This is a genomic window from Flavobacterium sp. ACN2 (genome assembly GCF_002303885.1).
Classification (GTDB): domain Bacteria; phylum Bacteroidota; class Bacteroidia; order Flavobacteriales; family Flavobacteriaceae; genus Flavobacterium.
The window spans coordinates 299,349-314,239 of sequence record NZ_MRCM01000002.1 but is presented as its reverse complement, the minus strand read 5'-3'; the positions used below and the strand labels follow the sequence as shown (position 1 = coordinate 314,239).

Annotated in this window: 9 protein-coding genes and 1 riboswitch; of the genes, 8 read left to right on the top strand and 1 reads right to left on the bottom strand. The window is 33.3% G+C overall.

What is annotated here, in order from left to right:
- Window positions 1–12 precede the first annotated feature (12 nt).
- A complete protein-coding gene (locus BSF41_RS03240) occupies window positions 13–2,229 on the top strand; it encodes a hypothetical protein (protein ID WP_141248112.1) in 2,217 nt (738 codons plus the stop codon).
- Window positions 2,230–2,354: 125 nt separating this feature from the next.
- Here BSF41_RS03240 and metK read toward each other — a convergent pair whose 3' ends face one another.
- Window positions 2,355–3,605: a methionine adenosyltransferase gene (gene metK, locus BSF41_RS03235; protein WP_095928079.1), complete on the bottom strand. Its 1,251-nt coding sequence runs from the start codon at window positions 3,603–3,605 to the stop codon at window positions 2,355–2,357.
- 551 nt (window positions 3,606–4,156) lie between these two features.
- Here metK and BSF41_RS03230 point away from each other — a divergent pair.
- The 7 genes from BSF41_RS03230 (at window position 4,157) to thrA (ending at window position 14,880) form a co-directional block, all read left to right on the top strand.
- The gene (locus BSF41_RS03230) at window positions 4,157–7,003 is read left to right on the top strand and encodes a TonB-dependent siderophore receptor (RefSeq protein ID WP_095928078.1); all 2,847 of its coding nucleotides are present in this window, start codon (window positions 4,157–4,159) and stop codon (window positions 7,001–7,003) included.
- Between the two features lie 338 nt (window positions 7,004–7,341).
- Entirely contained in the window at window positions 7,342–7,518 is a 177-nt protein-coding gene (locus BSF41_RS23680) for a hypothetical protein (RefSeq protein WP_172426841.1), read from the top strand.
- Between the two features lie 119 nt (window positions 7,519–7,637).
- Window positions 7,638–8,942 (top strand): O-acetylhomoserine aminocarboxypropyltransferase/cysteine synthase family protein, encoded by a 1,305-nt coding sequence (locus BSF41_RS03225; RefSeq protein WP_095928077.1) that lies wholly within the window; start codon window positions 7,638–7,640, stop codon window positions 8,940–8,942.
- A gap of 226 nt (window positions 8,943–9,168) precedes the next feature.
- Window positions 9,169–10,257, top strand: coding sequence for an aspartate kinase (locus BSF41_RS03220; RefSeq protein ID WP_095928076.1), 1,089 nt, complete (start codon window positions 9,169–9,171; stop codon window positions 10,255–10,257).
- Between the two features lie 647 nt (window positions 10,258–10,904).
- Window positions 10,905–11,105, top strand: coding sequence for a hypothetical protein (locus BSF41_RS03215; RefSeq protein ID WP_095928075.1), 201 nt, complete (start codon window positions 10,905–10,907; stop codon window positions 11,103–11,105).
- Between the two features lie 190 nt (window positions 11,106–11,295).
- A riboswitch (SAM riboswitch) is annotated at window positions 11,296–11,403 on the top strand.
- Window positions 11,404–11,480: 77 nt separating this feature from the next.
- A complete protein-coding gene (locus BSF41_RS03210) occupies window positions 11,481–12,464 on the top strand; it encodes an alpha/beta fold hydrolase (protein ID WP_253251753.1) in 984 nt (327 codons plus the stop codon).
- A gap of 1 nt (window position 12,465) precedes the next feature.
- Window positions 12,466–14,880: a bifunctional aspartate kinase/homoserine dehydrogenase I gene (thrA, locus tag BSF41_RS03205; protein ID WP_095928073.1), complete on the top strand. Its 2,415-nt coding sequence runs from the start codon at window positions 12,466–12,468 to the stop codon at window positions 14,878–14,880.
- Window positions 14,881–14,891: the final 11 nt, after the last annotated feature.

Below are 14,891 nucleotides of genomic sequence, written 5' to 3'. Positions count from 1 at the left end.
AATAATTTAGTTATGCAGAATTCTTTGTCGTTTTTGTTGCTTTTTTTGTTTTTAAATGTTCCTTCTTTTGCCCAGCAAGAAACTTTAAAAACTAAATCTTATTATTCGCTTGATAACTTAGGGCGAAGAATGAAATTTAATTTATTGGATAATAATAAGTTCGAATTAGTAACATTTTATGGAGATTACGAAGTAAAGGGCGACTCTTTACTATTTAAAGACTCGAATGCTGATGTTTCTTTTTTTGAAGTTCAGTACTTGAAAAACACCTCAATTGCTTCAGATAAAATAAAATTAAGTTTTCAGAATGACCATGGTTTTTACGGTCTCTATTTGGGAACACAAGACGGAACAGATTCCGTTCAGTATCAAAAAATATCAAAACTAATAGAATATAACTCAGATGGTGATGCTAATGAAAGTTTTGAAATTAAGAGGTCCCAATACTTGTATCTGATAAGTGAAGGATTTGACTTTGAACCAAGACAAATATTCAAATATGAAATACCAAATGCAATTACTGAATTAAAAATAAACGTTTACTATGCTGCGTCTGGTAGTAAAGAGTTTTCGAGTTATTATGATAAAAATAAAGATCAATTATTGATTAATTCAACAAGAGATGTTGTCACCATTTTTCATCCTGATGAACCTGTTGCGGAGTCAAATAATTATATAATCCAGCCTTTAGAAAAGAAAGAAGTTTTAAACTGGACTTATCCAGGAAAAGAAACCGACGATTATGGAGATGTAGCCTCACCTGAAGAAATGGATAGTTTACCAGGGACAGATTTCAAACTAAAAATTGAAAAAACTTTGGCTGATGCCATACGACAAACTAAAACAGATGGGAATAAATTTCTAGTATTATATACTGATCCAAAGAATGTAGAAGCACAAGCTGAATTTGATAATTTAGTTAAAAAACAGGCACAATATATAGGTTATGTATCGAGTACTTATGAGCCGCAATACGATCTTTACAATTTTTATTTAGCCTCGAAAGAAGATGAAAGCTGGCTGAAGAAGAATAAAATGACAGATTCTCAGATGTTAATAGTTTTAGACGAAAACGGAACTATTTTAGCATGGGCAAATTCAAATTTATCTCCGGATAAAATAGATAAGTTTATGTATTATGACTCTTTTAATGGTAAGCTGAAAAGAACTTTATTAAAGAATAATTTTGCTCAAATAGTAAATGATAAGAACTCAAAAGATGCTGAATTAATAAAAGCATTTCATGATGTTTCGGCATTGGGAGCTTTGGGTAACTACGATTATGAATATACTGAGGAATACGGAAACAAAGATGATTTTAAGTTTATTAAATTCAATTTAGATAAAAAGAAAGCACGACAAGTCTGGAAAAAATTAATAGAAGCGCATGAAAAAGATGCCAGTCCGAATATGTTACTTGTTGAGGCCATTTTTCAGGAAATAAAAAATGTAGGGTATACAAAACAAGTGTATTTAGAAGATAAAATTTTAGACGAAGTCGATTTTAAATCTCTAGACTATCTAATAAAACATTACGATGCAATCGATGCAGAACGCGTAGCATTAAATAATAAGGAAGATGCTCTAATTAAAATAGGAAATATAAGTGCGGAGATTTCAAACGCATTACAAAATGCAACTTCTACCTATAATGAAAATGGCAGCTACGCCAAATCTGATCCAAAAAAAATTAAAGAAACTTACAATAAAATCCTGTTGCTTGATAAAGGAGATTCTGAATTTTATAGAAATTATTTCGTTTATCTGGCTGACATGGCAGAAAAAACAAATAATAATAGTGACCGTATCAAAGAATTTGAAAAATACTTCGATCAATATCTAGTAAACAAACAAAACCTTATTCAGAATTTAGATAAAATATACGATAATGGTTTTGATCCTAATTCGGTATACTTTTATTATGGTTGGAAAGATTTCAAAAATGACATTGCTAATTTGTGTAATGAAATTTCATGGGCCGTTGTTTATTCAGGTGAGCAGGCGTATATAAAGAAAGCTATAAATTGGTCTGAGTGCAGTTTGACATTAAACAAAAACAATCCTTTTTATTTAGATACTCTGGCGCAATTGTATTATAAAGACGGACAGAAAGATAAAGCTATTGCAACTCAAACTTTGGCTGTGAAATATTTAAATGATACTGTTGAAGAAGAAATTGCAAGCGAAATAAAAGAGGTATTAGCTAAAATGCAGAACGGAACTTATTAAGTTTTGTAATAAATCTAACAGTTTTTTTAAACATATTAGGTTTGATTTTTAAAGAAGAAGAAAAACAAAAAAGGCTGTCTAAAATTTTTAGACAGCCTTTTTTAGTATTTAAAATTCAGATTGAATTATAATCCGAATGCAGCTTTTACTTGGTCAACAAAATCAAGTTTTTCCCATGTAAACAACTCAACAGTAACCGTTTTTTCATTTCCACCTGGAGCAGAGAAAGTTTTAGTAACCGTTTCTGGTTTACGTCCCATGTGTCCGTAAGCAGCAGTTTCGCTATAAATAGGGTTTCTTAATTTTAAACGTTGCTCGATAAAGTAAGGACGCATATCGAAGATAGCTTCTACTTTTTTAGCGATTTCACCGTTAGTTAAGTTTACTTTAGAAGTTCCGTAAGTTTCAATGAAAATACCCATTGGCTCAGCAACTCCAATTGCGTAAGAAACCTGAACTAAGATTTCGTCAGCAACACCAGCAGCAACTAAGTTTTTAGCGATATGACGAGTTGCATAAGCAGCACTTCTATCTACTTTACTTGGATCTTTTCCAGAGAATGCACCACCACCGTGAGCACCTTTTCCACCGTAAGTATCAACAATGATTTTTCTTCCTGTTAAACCAGTATCTCCGTGAGGTCCTCCAATAACGAATTTTCCTGTTGGGTTAATATGGTAGTTGATTTTATCGTTAAATAAGTGAGCGTGCTCTGGGTTTTTAGCGATAATTCTTGGAATCAAGATTTCGATAATGTCTTTTTTGATTTTAGCCAACATTGTAGCTTCTTCATCAAAATCATCGTGTTGAGTTGAAATTACAATCGCATCAATACGAGTTGGTTTGTTATCGTCGCTATATTCTAAAGTTACTTGAGATTTAGCATCTGGACGTAAATACGTGATTGCTGCGTTTTCACGTCTTAAAATAGCTAACTCTTGTAATAATTTATGAGATAAATCTAATGCCAATGGCATGAAGTTTTCAGTTTCGTTTGTTGCGTAACCAAACATCATTCCTTGGTCACCTGCACCTTGCTCTTCTGGCTTAGCTCTGTCAACACCTTGGTTAATATCTGCAGATTGCTCATGAATAGCTGAAAGAATTCCACAAGAATTCGCTTCAAACATATACTCACTTTTAGTATATCCAATTTTACGGATTACTTCGCGAGCGATTTGCTGAACATCAAGATAAGTATTCGACTTTACTTCACCTGCTAAAATAACCTGACCTGTAGTAACTAAAGTTTCACATGCTACTTTAGAATCAGCATCAAATGCCAAAAAGTTATCGATTAATGCATCCGAAATTTGATCTGCAACTTTGTCTGGATGCCCTTCACTAACAGATTCTGACGTAAATAAATAAGCCATAATAATGTAATAATAAAATATTAGTTTTTAAAAATTTAAGCAGGGAAAGTAATTGCTAAAAAGGGCTAAAGGAGAGTTCCTGCTTTAGCATTTTTTACTACTGAAATGAATCTTTCAGCATTCATAACGAAATCATTTCATTATGAAGAGGTTGCAATCAGTTCAAATTTTTCCTCTGTTTCGGGTGCAAAGGTATGAAACCATTTTGATTTGCAAATTAAAGTTCAACTTTTTTTATTTTTTCTAGCAGAAATTTAACAATAACATACTATTTTGATAGGGTAATAGAAAATAATTTGTTTTTTGTTTGGTCGATTAAAAAATAGTTTGCAACTTTGCCCCGTTAAAACAAAAGAAACAAATGAAATTTACAGTTTGCAATATGATGTCTTGTAAGATGCCGGAGTTATCCGCAGAGACACTATTGTAATTATTTTTCAATAAAATATAAATAGAACCTCTGCCGAAACGCAGAGGTTTTTTTTATGCCAAAAATAAACCTGTAAGATTTTTTTTAAGCCAAAAACAATAATTAATCAGTAAAAGAAGAAATGAAGAAAAATGTACTAATCGTTTTAGGTCTTGTGACTTTTTCAGGACTTTATGCTCAGGACAATAAAAAAGAGCAGGATAGTTTAAAAAACAACGAACTGTCTGAAGTTACTATTATTGGATCAAGAAGTAAAAACAGAGTTAAAACAGATGTGCCGGTTCCGGTTGATGTTTTTAACGTATCAGAAATAACAAAAGGAGCACCGCAAACGAGCGTAACTCAAATTTTAAATTATGTTGCGCCGTCGTTTACGAGTAACCCCACATCTACAGCAGATGCAACAGACCACGTTGACCCTGCGCAATTAAGAGGATTAGGACCCGATCAGGTTTTAATTTTAGTAAACGGAAAAAGAAGGCATACAAGTGCTTTAGTAAACATAAACGGATCGCCAGGAAGAGGATCTGTAGGAACAGACTTAAATGCAATTCCGTCTTTTGCCATAGAAAGAATAGAAGTTTTACGAGATGGAGCTGCCGCACAATATGGTTCTGATGCGATTGCGGGAGTTATTAATATTGTTCTAAAGAAAAACGCTAATTATTTGACAGGAGGAATTCAGTATGGAGCCAATTTGTCTTCGGGATCAAATAATTTTGAAGGAGGAGCAGACGGTCAAACTGCCCAAATCGATTTAAACTACGGAACTTCATTGGGTAAACCGGGAAGTTTCTTAAATGTTACAGGAACTGCGGTGACGAGACAAGCAACTAGTAGAGCAGGAATAAGAAGTAATGGAATTTTTAATGCTTACAATGCCGTTGAAAATAGAGCGGCGCAAAATGGAGTAGAAATCAACTCTTTGTTTAGCAATATTAATACGACTGCAAACTCGGCTCAGATTTTGTCTTCTTTAAAACAATATGCGCCGCAAGTAGGTTATTTTACAACAGCACAACAAAATGCTATTGCATCTGCAACAACAATTGCGCAAATGCAGACGGCTTTAAATTTTGACGTAACTAATAATGAATTGGCTTACAGAGGCCAGCAGAGAAGTGATTATAATATGAGTGTTGGGCAGTCAGAATTGGCTGCAGGACAATTGTATTTTAATGCTAAATATCCTTTGAGCGAAACCACTTCTTTATATTCTTTTGGAGGGGTTTCTTATAGAGGAGGTAAATCGTATGCGTTCAATAGATTGCCAAATGGTTCTGGTACTTTCACGCAAGTGTATCAAAACGGATTCTTGCCAGAAATTGAATCAAAGATTTTAGATGCTTCAGCAGCAGTTGGTGTAAATACACAATTATTTGGGTTTGATACCGATTTAAGCACCAACTTAGGAACAAACTCTTTTAACTATGATGTGAATAATTCTATCAACGCGACTTTAGGAACCAATTCTCCTTTTAGTTTTGATGCCGGAAAAGTTTCGTTTTTACAGAGCACTACCAATTTGGACTTTAGCAAAAAACTAGATGTGCTTTCTGGGCTGAACGTTGCTTTTGGAGGTGAATTTAGATATGAAAATTACCAAATTAAAGCAGGAGAAGAAGCTTCTTACGGATTGTATGATGTAAACGGAAATTTAGTTTCAGGAATCTTGCCAAGCAATTCGCCATTGATTGTAACTGACTTCTTCGGAAACAAACGTGGAGCAGGAGCGCAAGGATTTTCAGGATTTCAGCCTTCTGATGCTAAAGAAAAAGACAGAAAAAGTGGTGCCGCTTATATTGATTTAGAATTGAATGCCACTGAAAAATGGCTTATAAATGGAGCTGCGCGTTATGAAAACTATTCAGATTTTGGAAATACAGTTACATTCAAACTAGCTTCTCTTTTAAAATTAAATGATAATATCAATTGGAGAATTTCTGGACAAACGGGTTTTAGAGCGCCTTCTTTGCAGCAAAGATATTTTGAGTCAAGCTCTACTCAGTTTATCAATGGTTCTCCATATCAAGTGGGGTATTTTACAAACGATTCGCAAGCAGCAAAAAGTATTGGAATTGAAAGTTTAAAACCAGAAAAATCAAAAAGCATCAGTACAGGATTTACATTCAAAATTCCTGAAGCTAACATAACCATTGCAACTGATGCTTATTTTACAAGAATCAACGACAGAATTGTATTGTCTGGACAATATTCTAGACCAACAGATGCGCAAATTGGCGCTGCAACTTCGCCAGAACAAGCAGAGGCATTGACTTTGTTTCAACAAGCATTTGATTTGAAAGGTGTAGAAAGAGCTTCTTTCTGGACAAACGGAATCGATTCTGAAACAAAAGGAATTGATTTGGTAATTTCTCAGAAATACGATGTAATTCAAGATTTTATCATTAAAAATGATTTTGCATTTAGTTTCAACGAAACCAAAAGAGTAGGAGATCTGCATATTCCGCAATCAATAGTTAATGCAGGAGGAGAACCTTACATTTATTCTTTCTTCCCAGAATCAAGCCGAGTGTATTTAGAAGAAGCAATTCCGAAATTGAAAGCCAATCTGATGACTACTTTCAGTATTAAAAAACTAGATATTTATTTAAGAAACAGTTATTTCGGAAAAGTTACAGATCCAGGAGCAACAGATGTGAATTTAGACGGATTTTCTTCTGTGTACGAACATCCGGAATATAGCGCAAAATTGGTTACAGATTTATCTTTAGGATATCAGATCAACAAGCATTTTAGAGCTACAATTGGAGTTAATAATATAGGAGATGTTTATCCAGACAGAAATAATCCTGCAACACCGGCCTTTACAAATACAACCCCAACTTTGTCGCCAGCGCCAAGTACAGATTTGACAAATGCGAATCAGTTTGCTTATTCAAGAGCAGTTTCTCAATTCGGATTAAACGGAAGATTTGGTTTTGCCCGCTTAAGCTTTAAATTTTAATTAAAATAGGCTCTTTCAGGCCTTTATTTAAAAGGCTTGAAAGAGATTCTAAAAAAAATAGTATAAAATTTCAATTTTAATTTGGTCGTTAAAAAAATACTTATTACATTTACTCTATCGAATTAGTCGAATTTAAAAAATAGTCGAATTCAAATTTTAAATAAAAATGAAAACAATAGCAAAAGGAAATATGATGTGTTGTGAGATGATGCAAATGTGCATCCCAATTTGCTGTTGCCAAAAGTGAAAGAGACAATCTTTGTTATAGTTAAACTATAAGCCCTTTTGGTCGCCATCCGAAAGGGCTTTTTTATTTCCAACATTTTAAATTTTAAATCATGAATACACTAGATATAAATACTATCGCATTTCAATACTTATTAAGAAATAATAATTCGGAAGAAGCATCAACTGAAACTCCAAAATATGATCCTGCACAGCAGATAAAAACGCAGAAATCATTACTTTTTCATCTATATGATCTTGAAGAAGAGGGAGAAGATATTTTGGCTTAAATCAATTTTAGATTCAATAGCAAGTTCAAAAAGCAATTTCAATTGCAATATCAATATCAATATCAATTACATATAACAATATATAAACGTATTAAAAATACCTAAAAAACTAAGAAATCATGAGTACACAAAAATTTGCAACAAACGCATTACATGCAGGTCACGACGTTACTAAAAATTCAGGAACAAGAGCCGTGCCTATTTACCAGACATCTTCATATGTATTTAATAACGCAGATCATGCAGCCAATTTATTTGGTCTTGCCGAAGCTGGATTTATCTACACTAGATTAAATAATCCGACCAATGATATTTTAGAACAACGTCTGGCAGCTCTTGAAGGCGGAATTGGAGCTGTCGTAACTGCTTCTGGAGCATCTGCAATTTCAACAACTTTATTGACACTCTTAAAAGCGGGAGATCATATTGTTGCTTCAAATAGTTTATACGGGGGAACTTACAATCTGTTAAAAGTTACCTTGCCAAGATTAGGAATTACTACCACATTTGTAGATCCTTCAAAACCTGAAAATTTTACCAAAGCAGCAAAAGAAAATACAAGAGCTTTCTTTGTAGAGTCTCTTGGAAATCCAAAATTAGATGTACTAGACTTAAAAGCAATTTCGGCAGAAGCCAAAGCATTCAAAGTGCCATTTATAGTAGATAATACAGTTGCGACACCTTATTTATTGAATCCAATTAAATATGGTGCCGATATTGTTATTCATTCCTTAACTAAATATATCGCAGGAAACGGAACTTCATTAGGAGGCGTTATCATTGATGCTGGAAACTTTGATTGGGCAAACGGAAAATTTCCGGAATTTACCGAACCATCTGCAGGATACCACGGATTAGTATATCATGAAGCCTTAGGAAATGCAGCTTTTATAGCAAAAGCTCGAATTGAAGGTTTGCGTGATTTTGGTGCTGCTTTAAGCCCTTTTAATGCTTTTCAGATTATTCAGGGATTAGAAACACTTCCAATTCGAATTAAGAAACACAGTGAGAATGCTTTGGCTCTAGCCGAATGGTTAGAAAAACAAGATGAGGTGGTTTGGGTAAATTATCCAGGTTTAAAATCGAGTAAATATAATGCTTTGGCTAAAGAATATCTGCCAGAAGGACAAAGCGGTATTATCACTTTCGGATTAAAAGGAGGTTTTGATGCTGCTAAAAAAGTGGTTGATGATACTAAATTATTCTCTCTGCTAGCCAATATTGGCGATACAAAATCGCTGATTATTCACCCGGCAAGTACTACGCACCAGCAATTAACAGATGAAGAACAAATAGAAACAGGAGTTTCTAAAGATTTGATTCGTCTGTCTGTGGGAATTGAAGATATCGAGGATTTAATTGCTGATTTGCAAACTGTTTTTGAGAGCGTTTCGCTTTCTCAATTCAGCATCAATAAAAATTAGGTTTTTTTGTTTTTTGTTTGAAAAATTGCCTTTAGCGAGTGGTTTTGCTAAAGGTAATTTTTTATGAAAAGCATCTTTATAAAATTTAAACCCTATAAGGAATATAAGTGCATTTTGTAGAGACGCACCGTAGAGACACACTGCAGTGCTTCTAACCTGATAAACGTTGGAATATTAAATGAACTCATATCTCTTATATGGTTTCAAAAATTAAAAAATAGAAATTATGTCAAAGCTTAAAATAAACATTATCCTTTTTGGAATTGGAAATATCGGAAGTACTTTGATTAATCAGATTGTCGAAAGTCAGGAGTTTTTTCTTGAAAGCAAAAATGTCGATTTTCATTTTCCCATAATAACCAATTCGACGGTTGCTTTTTTTGAGAAAGAAGGTGTTGGTTATGCTTGGGAAACCAATTTTAGACAATTGGCAGTTCCTTTTAAAGTAGAAGATATTGTCGAATTTGCACAAGAAAACGAATTTGAAAACTTGATTGCCGTAGATGCAACTGCCAGTGATGAATTGGTAAAGCATTATAACACGCTAATCAAAAACGGATTCAATATTGTAGCGGTAAACAAAAAAGCCAATACGCTCCCGATTGACTTATATAAAGAACTACGATCAGATCTTAAAAAGCATGGCAAAGAGTTTTTGTATGAAACCTCTGTTGAAACTGGGATTCCCGTTTTGCAAACCTTAAGAGATTTGTACTATTCGGGCGAAAAAATCACAAAAATTCGAGGTGTTTTCTCTGATAATCTAAGTTATGTTTTTAATCGATTTTCATCAGAAGAAGTTTCGTTTTCATCTGTTTTAAAAGATGCGAGTCTTTTAGGATTAATGAAGTCAAACTTTAAAGAAGATCTGTCGGGAAACGATACTGCAAGAAAACTTTTGATCTTGGCCAGAGAAATAGGAAAAGATTTTGAGCTTTCAGACATTAAAATCAAGCCATTTATAACCGAAGAGCATTTGGAGAAAAACGGAGTGCTAAACAAAGACGCTCTCGATAAATCTTTTAAAATCACCAAAATTACTCAAGCAGAAAATCATGTATTGAGATATGTGGGTGAGTTTGATGTGGAAAAAGGCATTTTGGAAGTTAAGTTGATTTCGGAACCAGTAGATTCTCCAATCGGACAATTGAAAGGTTCTGACGCCATTTTTGAAATTTTCACTAAATCTTATGCAGACATTCCGATCGTAATTCAAAGTGCTCCACCTTGCAAACAAGCGATTTCTAGAGGAATTATAACCGATATTCTGAAAATTGCGGAGCGAATTAGGAGTAAAGAAGCTGTTTGGCTTTAATTTTTTAGTTAAAAAAAAGAAAAAAGAGAAAAAAGTTCTTTGATAAATTGATTTGTCAAATGGAGTCATGAAGAAAAAATTAGCTTTTTTGTAAGTTTTTTACCTTTGTTATTTCGTTTTCGTTTTTGTAAGATGTTTTTTGTCGTTAAAAAACACATTTTCAACGAATTTTGTAATTAAATTCTTGAATTTTATTTGTGTAATAAAAAAAATATTTGCATATTTGTTATACCCAAAAACTACTAGAAATCAAATGAACTTAAAAGTCAACAAAATGTTTTGTGCCATTTCGGTTAAGACCGAGGCTGGGGTGTCTATTGCTTAAAAAAATTGTAAGAATACAATAACAATATAGTAAGAGCCTCCGATAGAAATATTAGGAGGCTTTTTAATTTAACAGAAATGCAAAATTTAAAAATACAATATAAATCACAGATGAATAAATCCTTACAGATGAACAAGATGTTTACTGTCGCGCTTATTTGCGCATACGTCTGTTGATACTAAAAGCATACATGAGTGTAAAAACTTAAACCCTTTTGGTATCTAAAAATCCAAAAGGGTTTTTTTATTCGGTAAAACGAATTAACAAAAAGATAAACGAGAAATAAAGATTATAAAACACAACTTAACTAAAACTTAATATCATGAGCAAATTGAACTACTTCGCAGAAAAAATTTCTAAATTTAAAAATAGAAGAACAAAAAATAGTAATCCGCCGCCAACAAACGAATTGGCTCACCCAAGATTCGGAATCACAGAGGAAGATAAAAGCGCTGCAAAAAAAGCACCAAACTCTTTATTGTTTTTGATGTATTCAAAAGAAAATGAAACGCTTTTTATCTAAACGGAAAAGCATCATAAACTAGGTGAAAACCTGCTTAATTTTACTGGGCATTTTTGTTCGGTAAATTTTTGCGTATAATAGTTTTTGCTAAAGTATGTCACAGAAATTTAACAAACACTTTTAGATAAAATTTGTTTGTTAGCGAAATTAGTAGTTAATTTGCACTCGTTAAGTTCAAACACGTATTGAAATGTTATAAAGAAAGGACGAGGGATTAGACCCGATGAAGCCTTAGCAACCCTTCGGTAAAACGAAGAAGGTGCTACATTCTACCACGCCAAACGTGGAAAGATAACAACAAGATTTTTTCTAGTTAAACCTAGTTTTTCTTTCTAATATTTCCATATACAAATCAATAATACAACAGATTTGAAATTGGAAAATATACCAAATCCCATTATAATTCAAGATTTCATCACAGAAAGTGGTGCAACTTATCATTCTATACCATTAAGTTTTACGCTGGCAGGACAACCTTTGCACAGCGCGCCTATTGTTTTGGTTAATCATGCTTTAACTGGAAATTCCCAAGTTACTGGCGAAAATGGCTGGTGGAATGACTTAATTGGCGAAGGTAAAACTATTGATAGTGCTGTTTATACCATTCTCGCTTTCGATATTCCAGGAAACGGAAGCAATTCTTTTTTAATTGACAACTATTTAGATTTTACGGCTAGAGACATTGCCAAAATCTTTATCGAAGGTGTAAAAACTCTAAATATCGAAAAGCTTTTTGCAGTTATTGGAGGTTCTGTTGGAGGTGGAATTGCTTGGGAAATTTTAGCTTTATCGCCAAATATTACAGAAAACCTTATTCCGATTGCGAGTGATTGGAAATCTACTGATTGGCTTATTGCAAATTGCTTTTTACAAGAGCAAATTCTCAATAATTCTTCGAAACCAATTGAAGACGCCAGAATACATGCAATGCTTTGTTACCGTTCGCCAGAATCTTTCAAAGAAAAATTTCAGCGTACGATCAACCAAGATCTTTTGATTTTTAATATTGAAAGCTGGCTTGCACATCACGGGAAAAAATTGCAGAAAAGATTCCAATTGTCTTCTTATAAATTAATGAATCAGTTGCTTAAAACAATTGATATTACTAGAAATAGTGAAAGTTTTGAAAACTTATTGTCTAAAACAAAAGCTTCAATTCATATTGTCGGAATCAATTCGGATTTGTTTTTTACAGCTAAGGAGAATGTAGAAACCTACGAGGAATTGAAGAAATTTAAAGATAATGTTTTCTATAGCGAAATTGATTCGGTTCACGGACATGACGCTTTTTTAATCGAGTACAAACAATTAGATCATTTACTTGCCGATATTTTTAAGGCAGAAACAATAAAGAAATAAAATGAAAGTATTAAAATTTGGAGGTAAATCGTTAGCAAACGGAGAAGGACTTAACAAAGTTGTTTCAATCATTTCTGATAAAGTAAGTCAAGGTGAAAAAATTGCCGTTGTGGTTTCTGCACGCGGAAATGCTACAGACGAATTAGAGTTTATTTTGAGCATTGCTGCTAAAAACGGCAGTTACAAGGAATTATTAGAGAATTTTAAAAAATATCAAATATCAGATTATCCGAATGTTGATTTATCGGAAGAATTTAATGTATTAGACAAACTTTTTGAAGGAGTAAGTTTAATTGGAGATTACAGCAAAAAAATCAAAGACCAGATTTTATCTAAAGGCGAATTGCTTTCGGCTAAATTATTGACAGCAATTTTATTGGAAAAAGGAATTCCTGCCAATTTTGTAGATACAAGAGATTTGTTGAAAACAGATTCTAAATTTGGCGATGCTCAGCCTTTAGAACAGCTTTCAAAGAAAAACGTAGTCAATTATTTTAAAGAACATAACGGCGAAACGGTTAATATAGTTACAGGCTTCATTGGCTCAAACAACAACAACGACACAACTACTTTAGGTAGAAATGGCAGTAACTATACCGCTTCGTTAATCGCAAATTATTTAAATGCAGAAGAATTACAAAACTTCACGCACGTAGACGGAATCTATACAGCAAACCCAGATTTGGTTGCCGATGCTAAGAAGATTGAATATTTATCTTTCAATGAAGCAAATGAGCTGGCAAATTTTGGTGCAACGATTCTTCATGCGAAGACAATTATTCCTTTGTTAGAAAAGAATATTCCGCTTCGTATTTTAAATACTTTCAACCACGAAAACCGTGGAACTTTAATTACATCTGATTCTTCTAAAGAAGGAATTAAAACGCTTTCTGTTTTAGAAAATGTCTCTCTTGTAAATCTTGAAGGACGTGGATTACTTGGAAAAGCAGGAGTTGATGCTCGAATTTTTAAAGTAATGGGAGATCACAATATCAGTGTAAGTATCATTTCGCAAGGTTCTTCAGAAAGAGGAATCGGATTGGTTGTGGCAACAGAAAAAGCTACTCTTGCAATGGTAGAATTAGAAAAAGAATTCGAAAATGACTTCTATTCTAAAGACGTAAATCAGATTACGGTAACAGATAATGTATCGGTAATTTCGATAATCGGACAAGATTTGAGTACTTTCCATAAACCATACACCGCTTTAATTAAAAATAAAATTGTTCCGATTTTGTTTAACAACACCGTAACGGGAAAAAACGTGAGTTTGGTTGTTAAAAAAGAAGAATTAAATAAAGCTTTAAACGTAATTCACGGAGAGATTTTTGGAGTTTCGAAAAAGATCAACATTGCTATTTTCGGTCATGGACTAGTAGGAGGAACTTTGATTAATCAAATTTTAGAATCGGCTGCAGCAATCGAAAAACGTAAAGATATTAAGCTGAATGTGTTTGCTATCGCAAATTCTAAAAAGTTGCTTTTAAACAAATATGGTGTTACAGATAACTGGAAAAACGATATTCAAACAAAAGGCGAAGCTTACACGATTAAAGATATTATTGCTTACGCAAACGAACACCATTTAGAGAACTTAATTGCAATTGATAATACAGCAAGTGCGACTTTCGTTGAGAATTATATTCCGCTTGTAGAAAGCAGTTTCGATTTGATTTCTTCGAATAAAGTAGCGAATACTTTGACGTATGGTTTTTATAAAGAATTGAGAAAAGCTTTGGCAGAAAATCAAAAGAATTACTTATACGAAACCAATGTAGGGGCAGGATTACCGTTAATTGATACGATTAAATTATTGCACCTTTCGGGAGAAAATATCACAAAAATTAAAGGAGTTTTCTCTGGAACATTAAGTTATTTATTCAATAATTTCTCTGCGAAAGATGCTCCTTTTAGCGAAATCTTGCAAGAAGCAATTGATAACGGATATACAGAACCAGATCCGCGTGAGGATTTATGCGGAAATGACGTTGGTAGAAAATTATTAATTTTAGCTAGAGAATTAGATTTGCAAAATGAGTTTGAAGAAATCTCAATTCAGAATTTAATTCCAGAACACTTACGTGAAGGAAGTGCTGCCGATTTCTTGACGAAATTAAAAGAATTCGATCCAATTTATGCTAAAATAAAAGCAGAGCAACAGCCAAACCATGTCTTGAGATATATAGGTGAGTTGTCTGGAGATTTGCAGAATGACAAAGGAAATCTAGAAGTAAAATTGGTTTCAGTACCAAAAGATACTGCATTGGGCGGATTAAAAGGTTCTGATTCTTTCTTCGAAATTTATACAGAATCATACGGAGATCGTCCAATCGTTATTCAGGGAGCCGGTGCAGGTTCTGCAGTAACAGCAAGAGGGGTTTTCGGAGATATTTTGAGATTGTCTGATAAAGGATAATTGAAATTTTA

Bases quoted from the DNA above. Each gene is read 5' to 3' on its own strand.
- BSF41_RS03220 (WP_095928076.1), top strand. From the start codon at position 9,169: ATGTCAAAGCTTAAAATAAACATTATCCTTTTTGGAATTGGAAATATC.
- metK (WP_095928079.1), bottom strand. From the start codon at position 3,605: ATGGCTTATTTATTTACGTCAGAATCTGTTAGTGAAGGGCATCCAGAC.
- BSF41_RS23680 (WP_172426841.1), top strand. From the start codon at position 7,342: ATGAATACACTAGATATAAATACTATCGCATTTCAATACTTATTAAGA.
- BSF41_RS03230 (WP_095928078.1), top strand. From the start codon at position 4,157: ATGAAGAAAAATGTACTAATCGTTTTAGGTCTTGTGACTTTTTCAGGA.
- BSF41_RS03225 (WP_095928077.1), top strand. From the start codon at position 7,638: ATGAGTACACAAAAATTTGCAACAAACGCATTACATGCAGGTCACGAC.
- BSF41_RS03240 (WP_141248112.1), top strand. From the start codon at position 13: ATGCAGAATTCTTTGTCGTTTTTGTTGCTTTTTTTGTTTTTAAATGTT.
- thrA (WP_095928073.1), top strand. From the start codon at position 12,466: ATGAAAGTATTAAAATTTGGAGGTAAATCGTTAGCAAACGGAGAAGGA.
- BSF41_RS03215 (WP_095928075.1), top strand. From the start codon at position 10,905: ATGAGCAAATTGAACTACTTCGCAGAAAAAATTTCTAAATTTAAAAAT.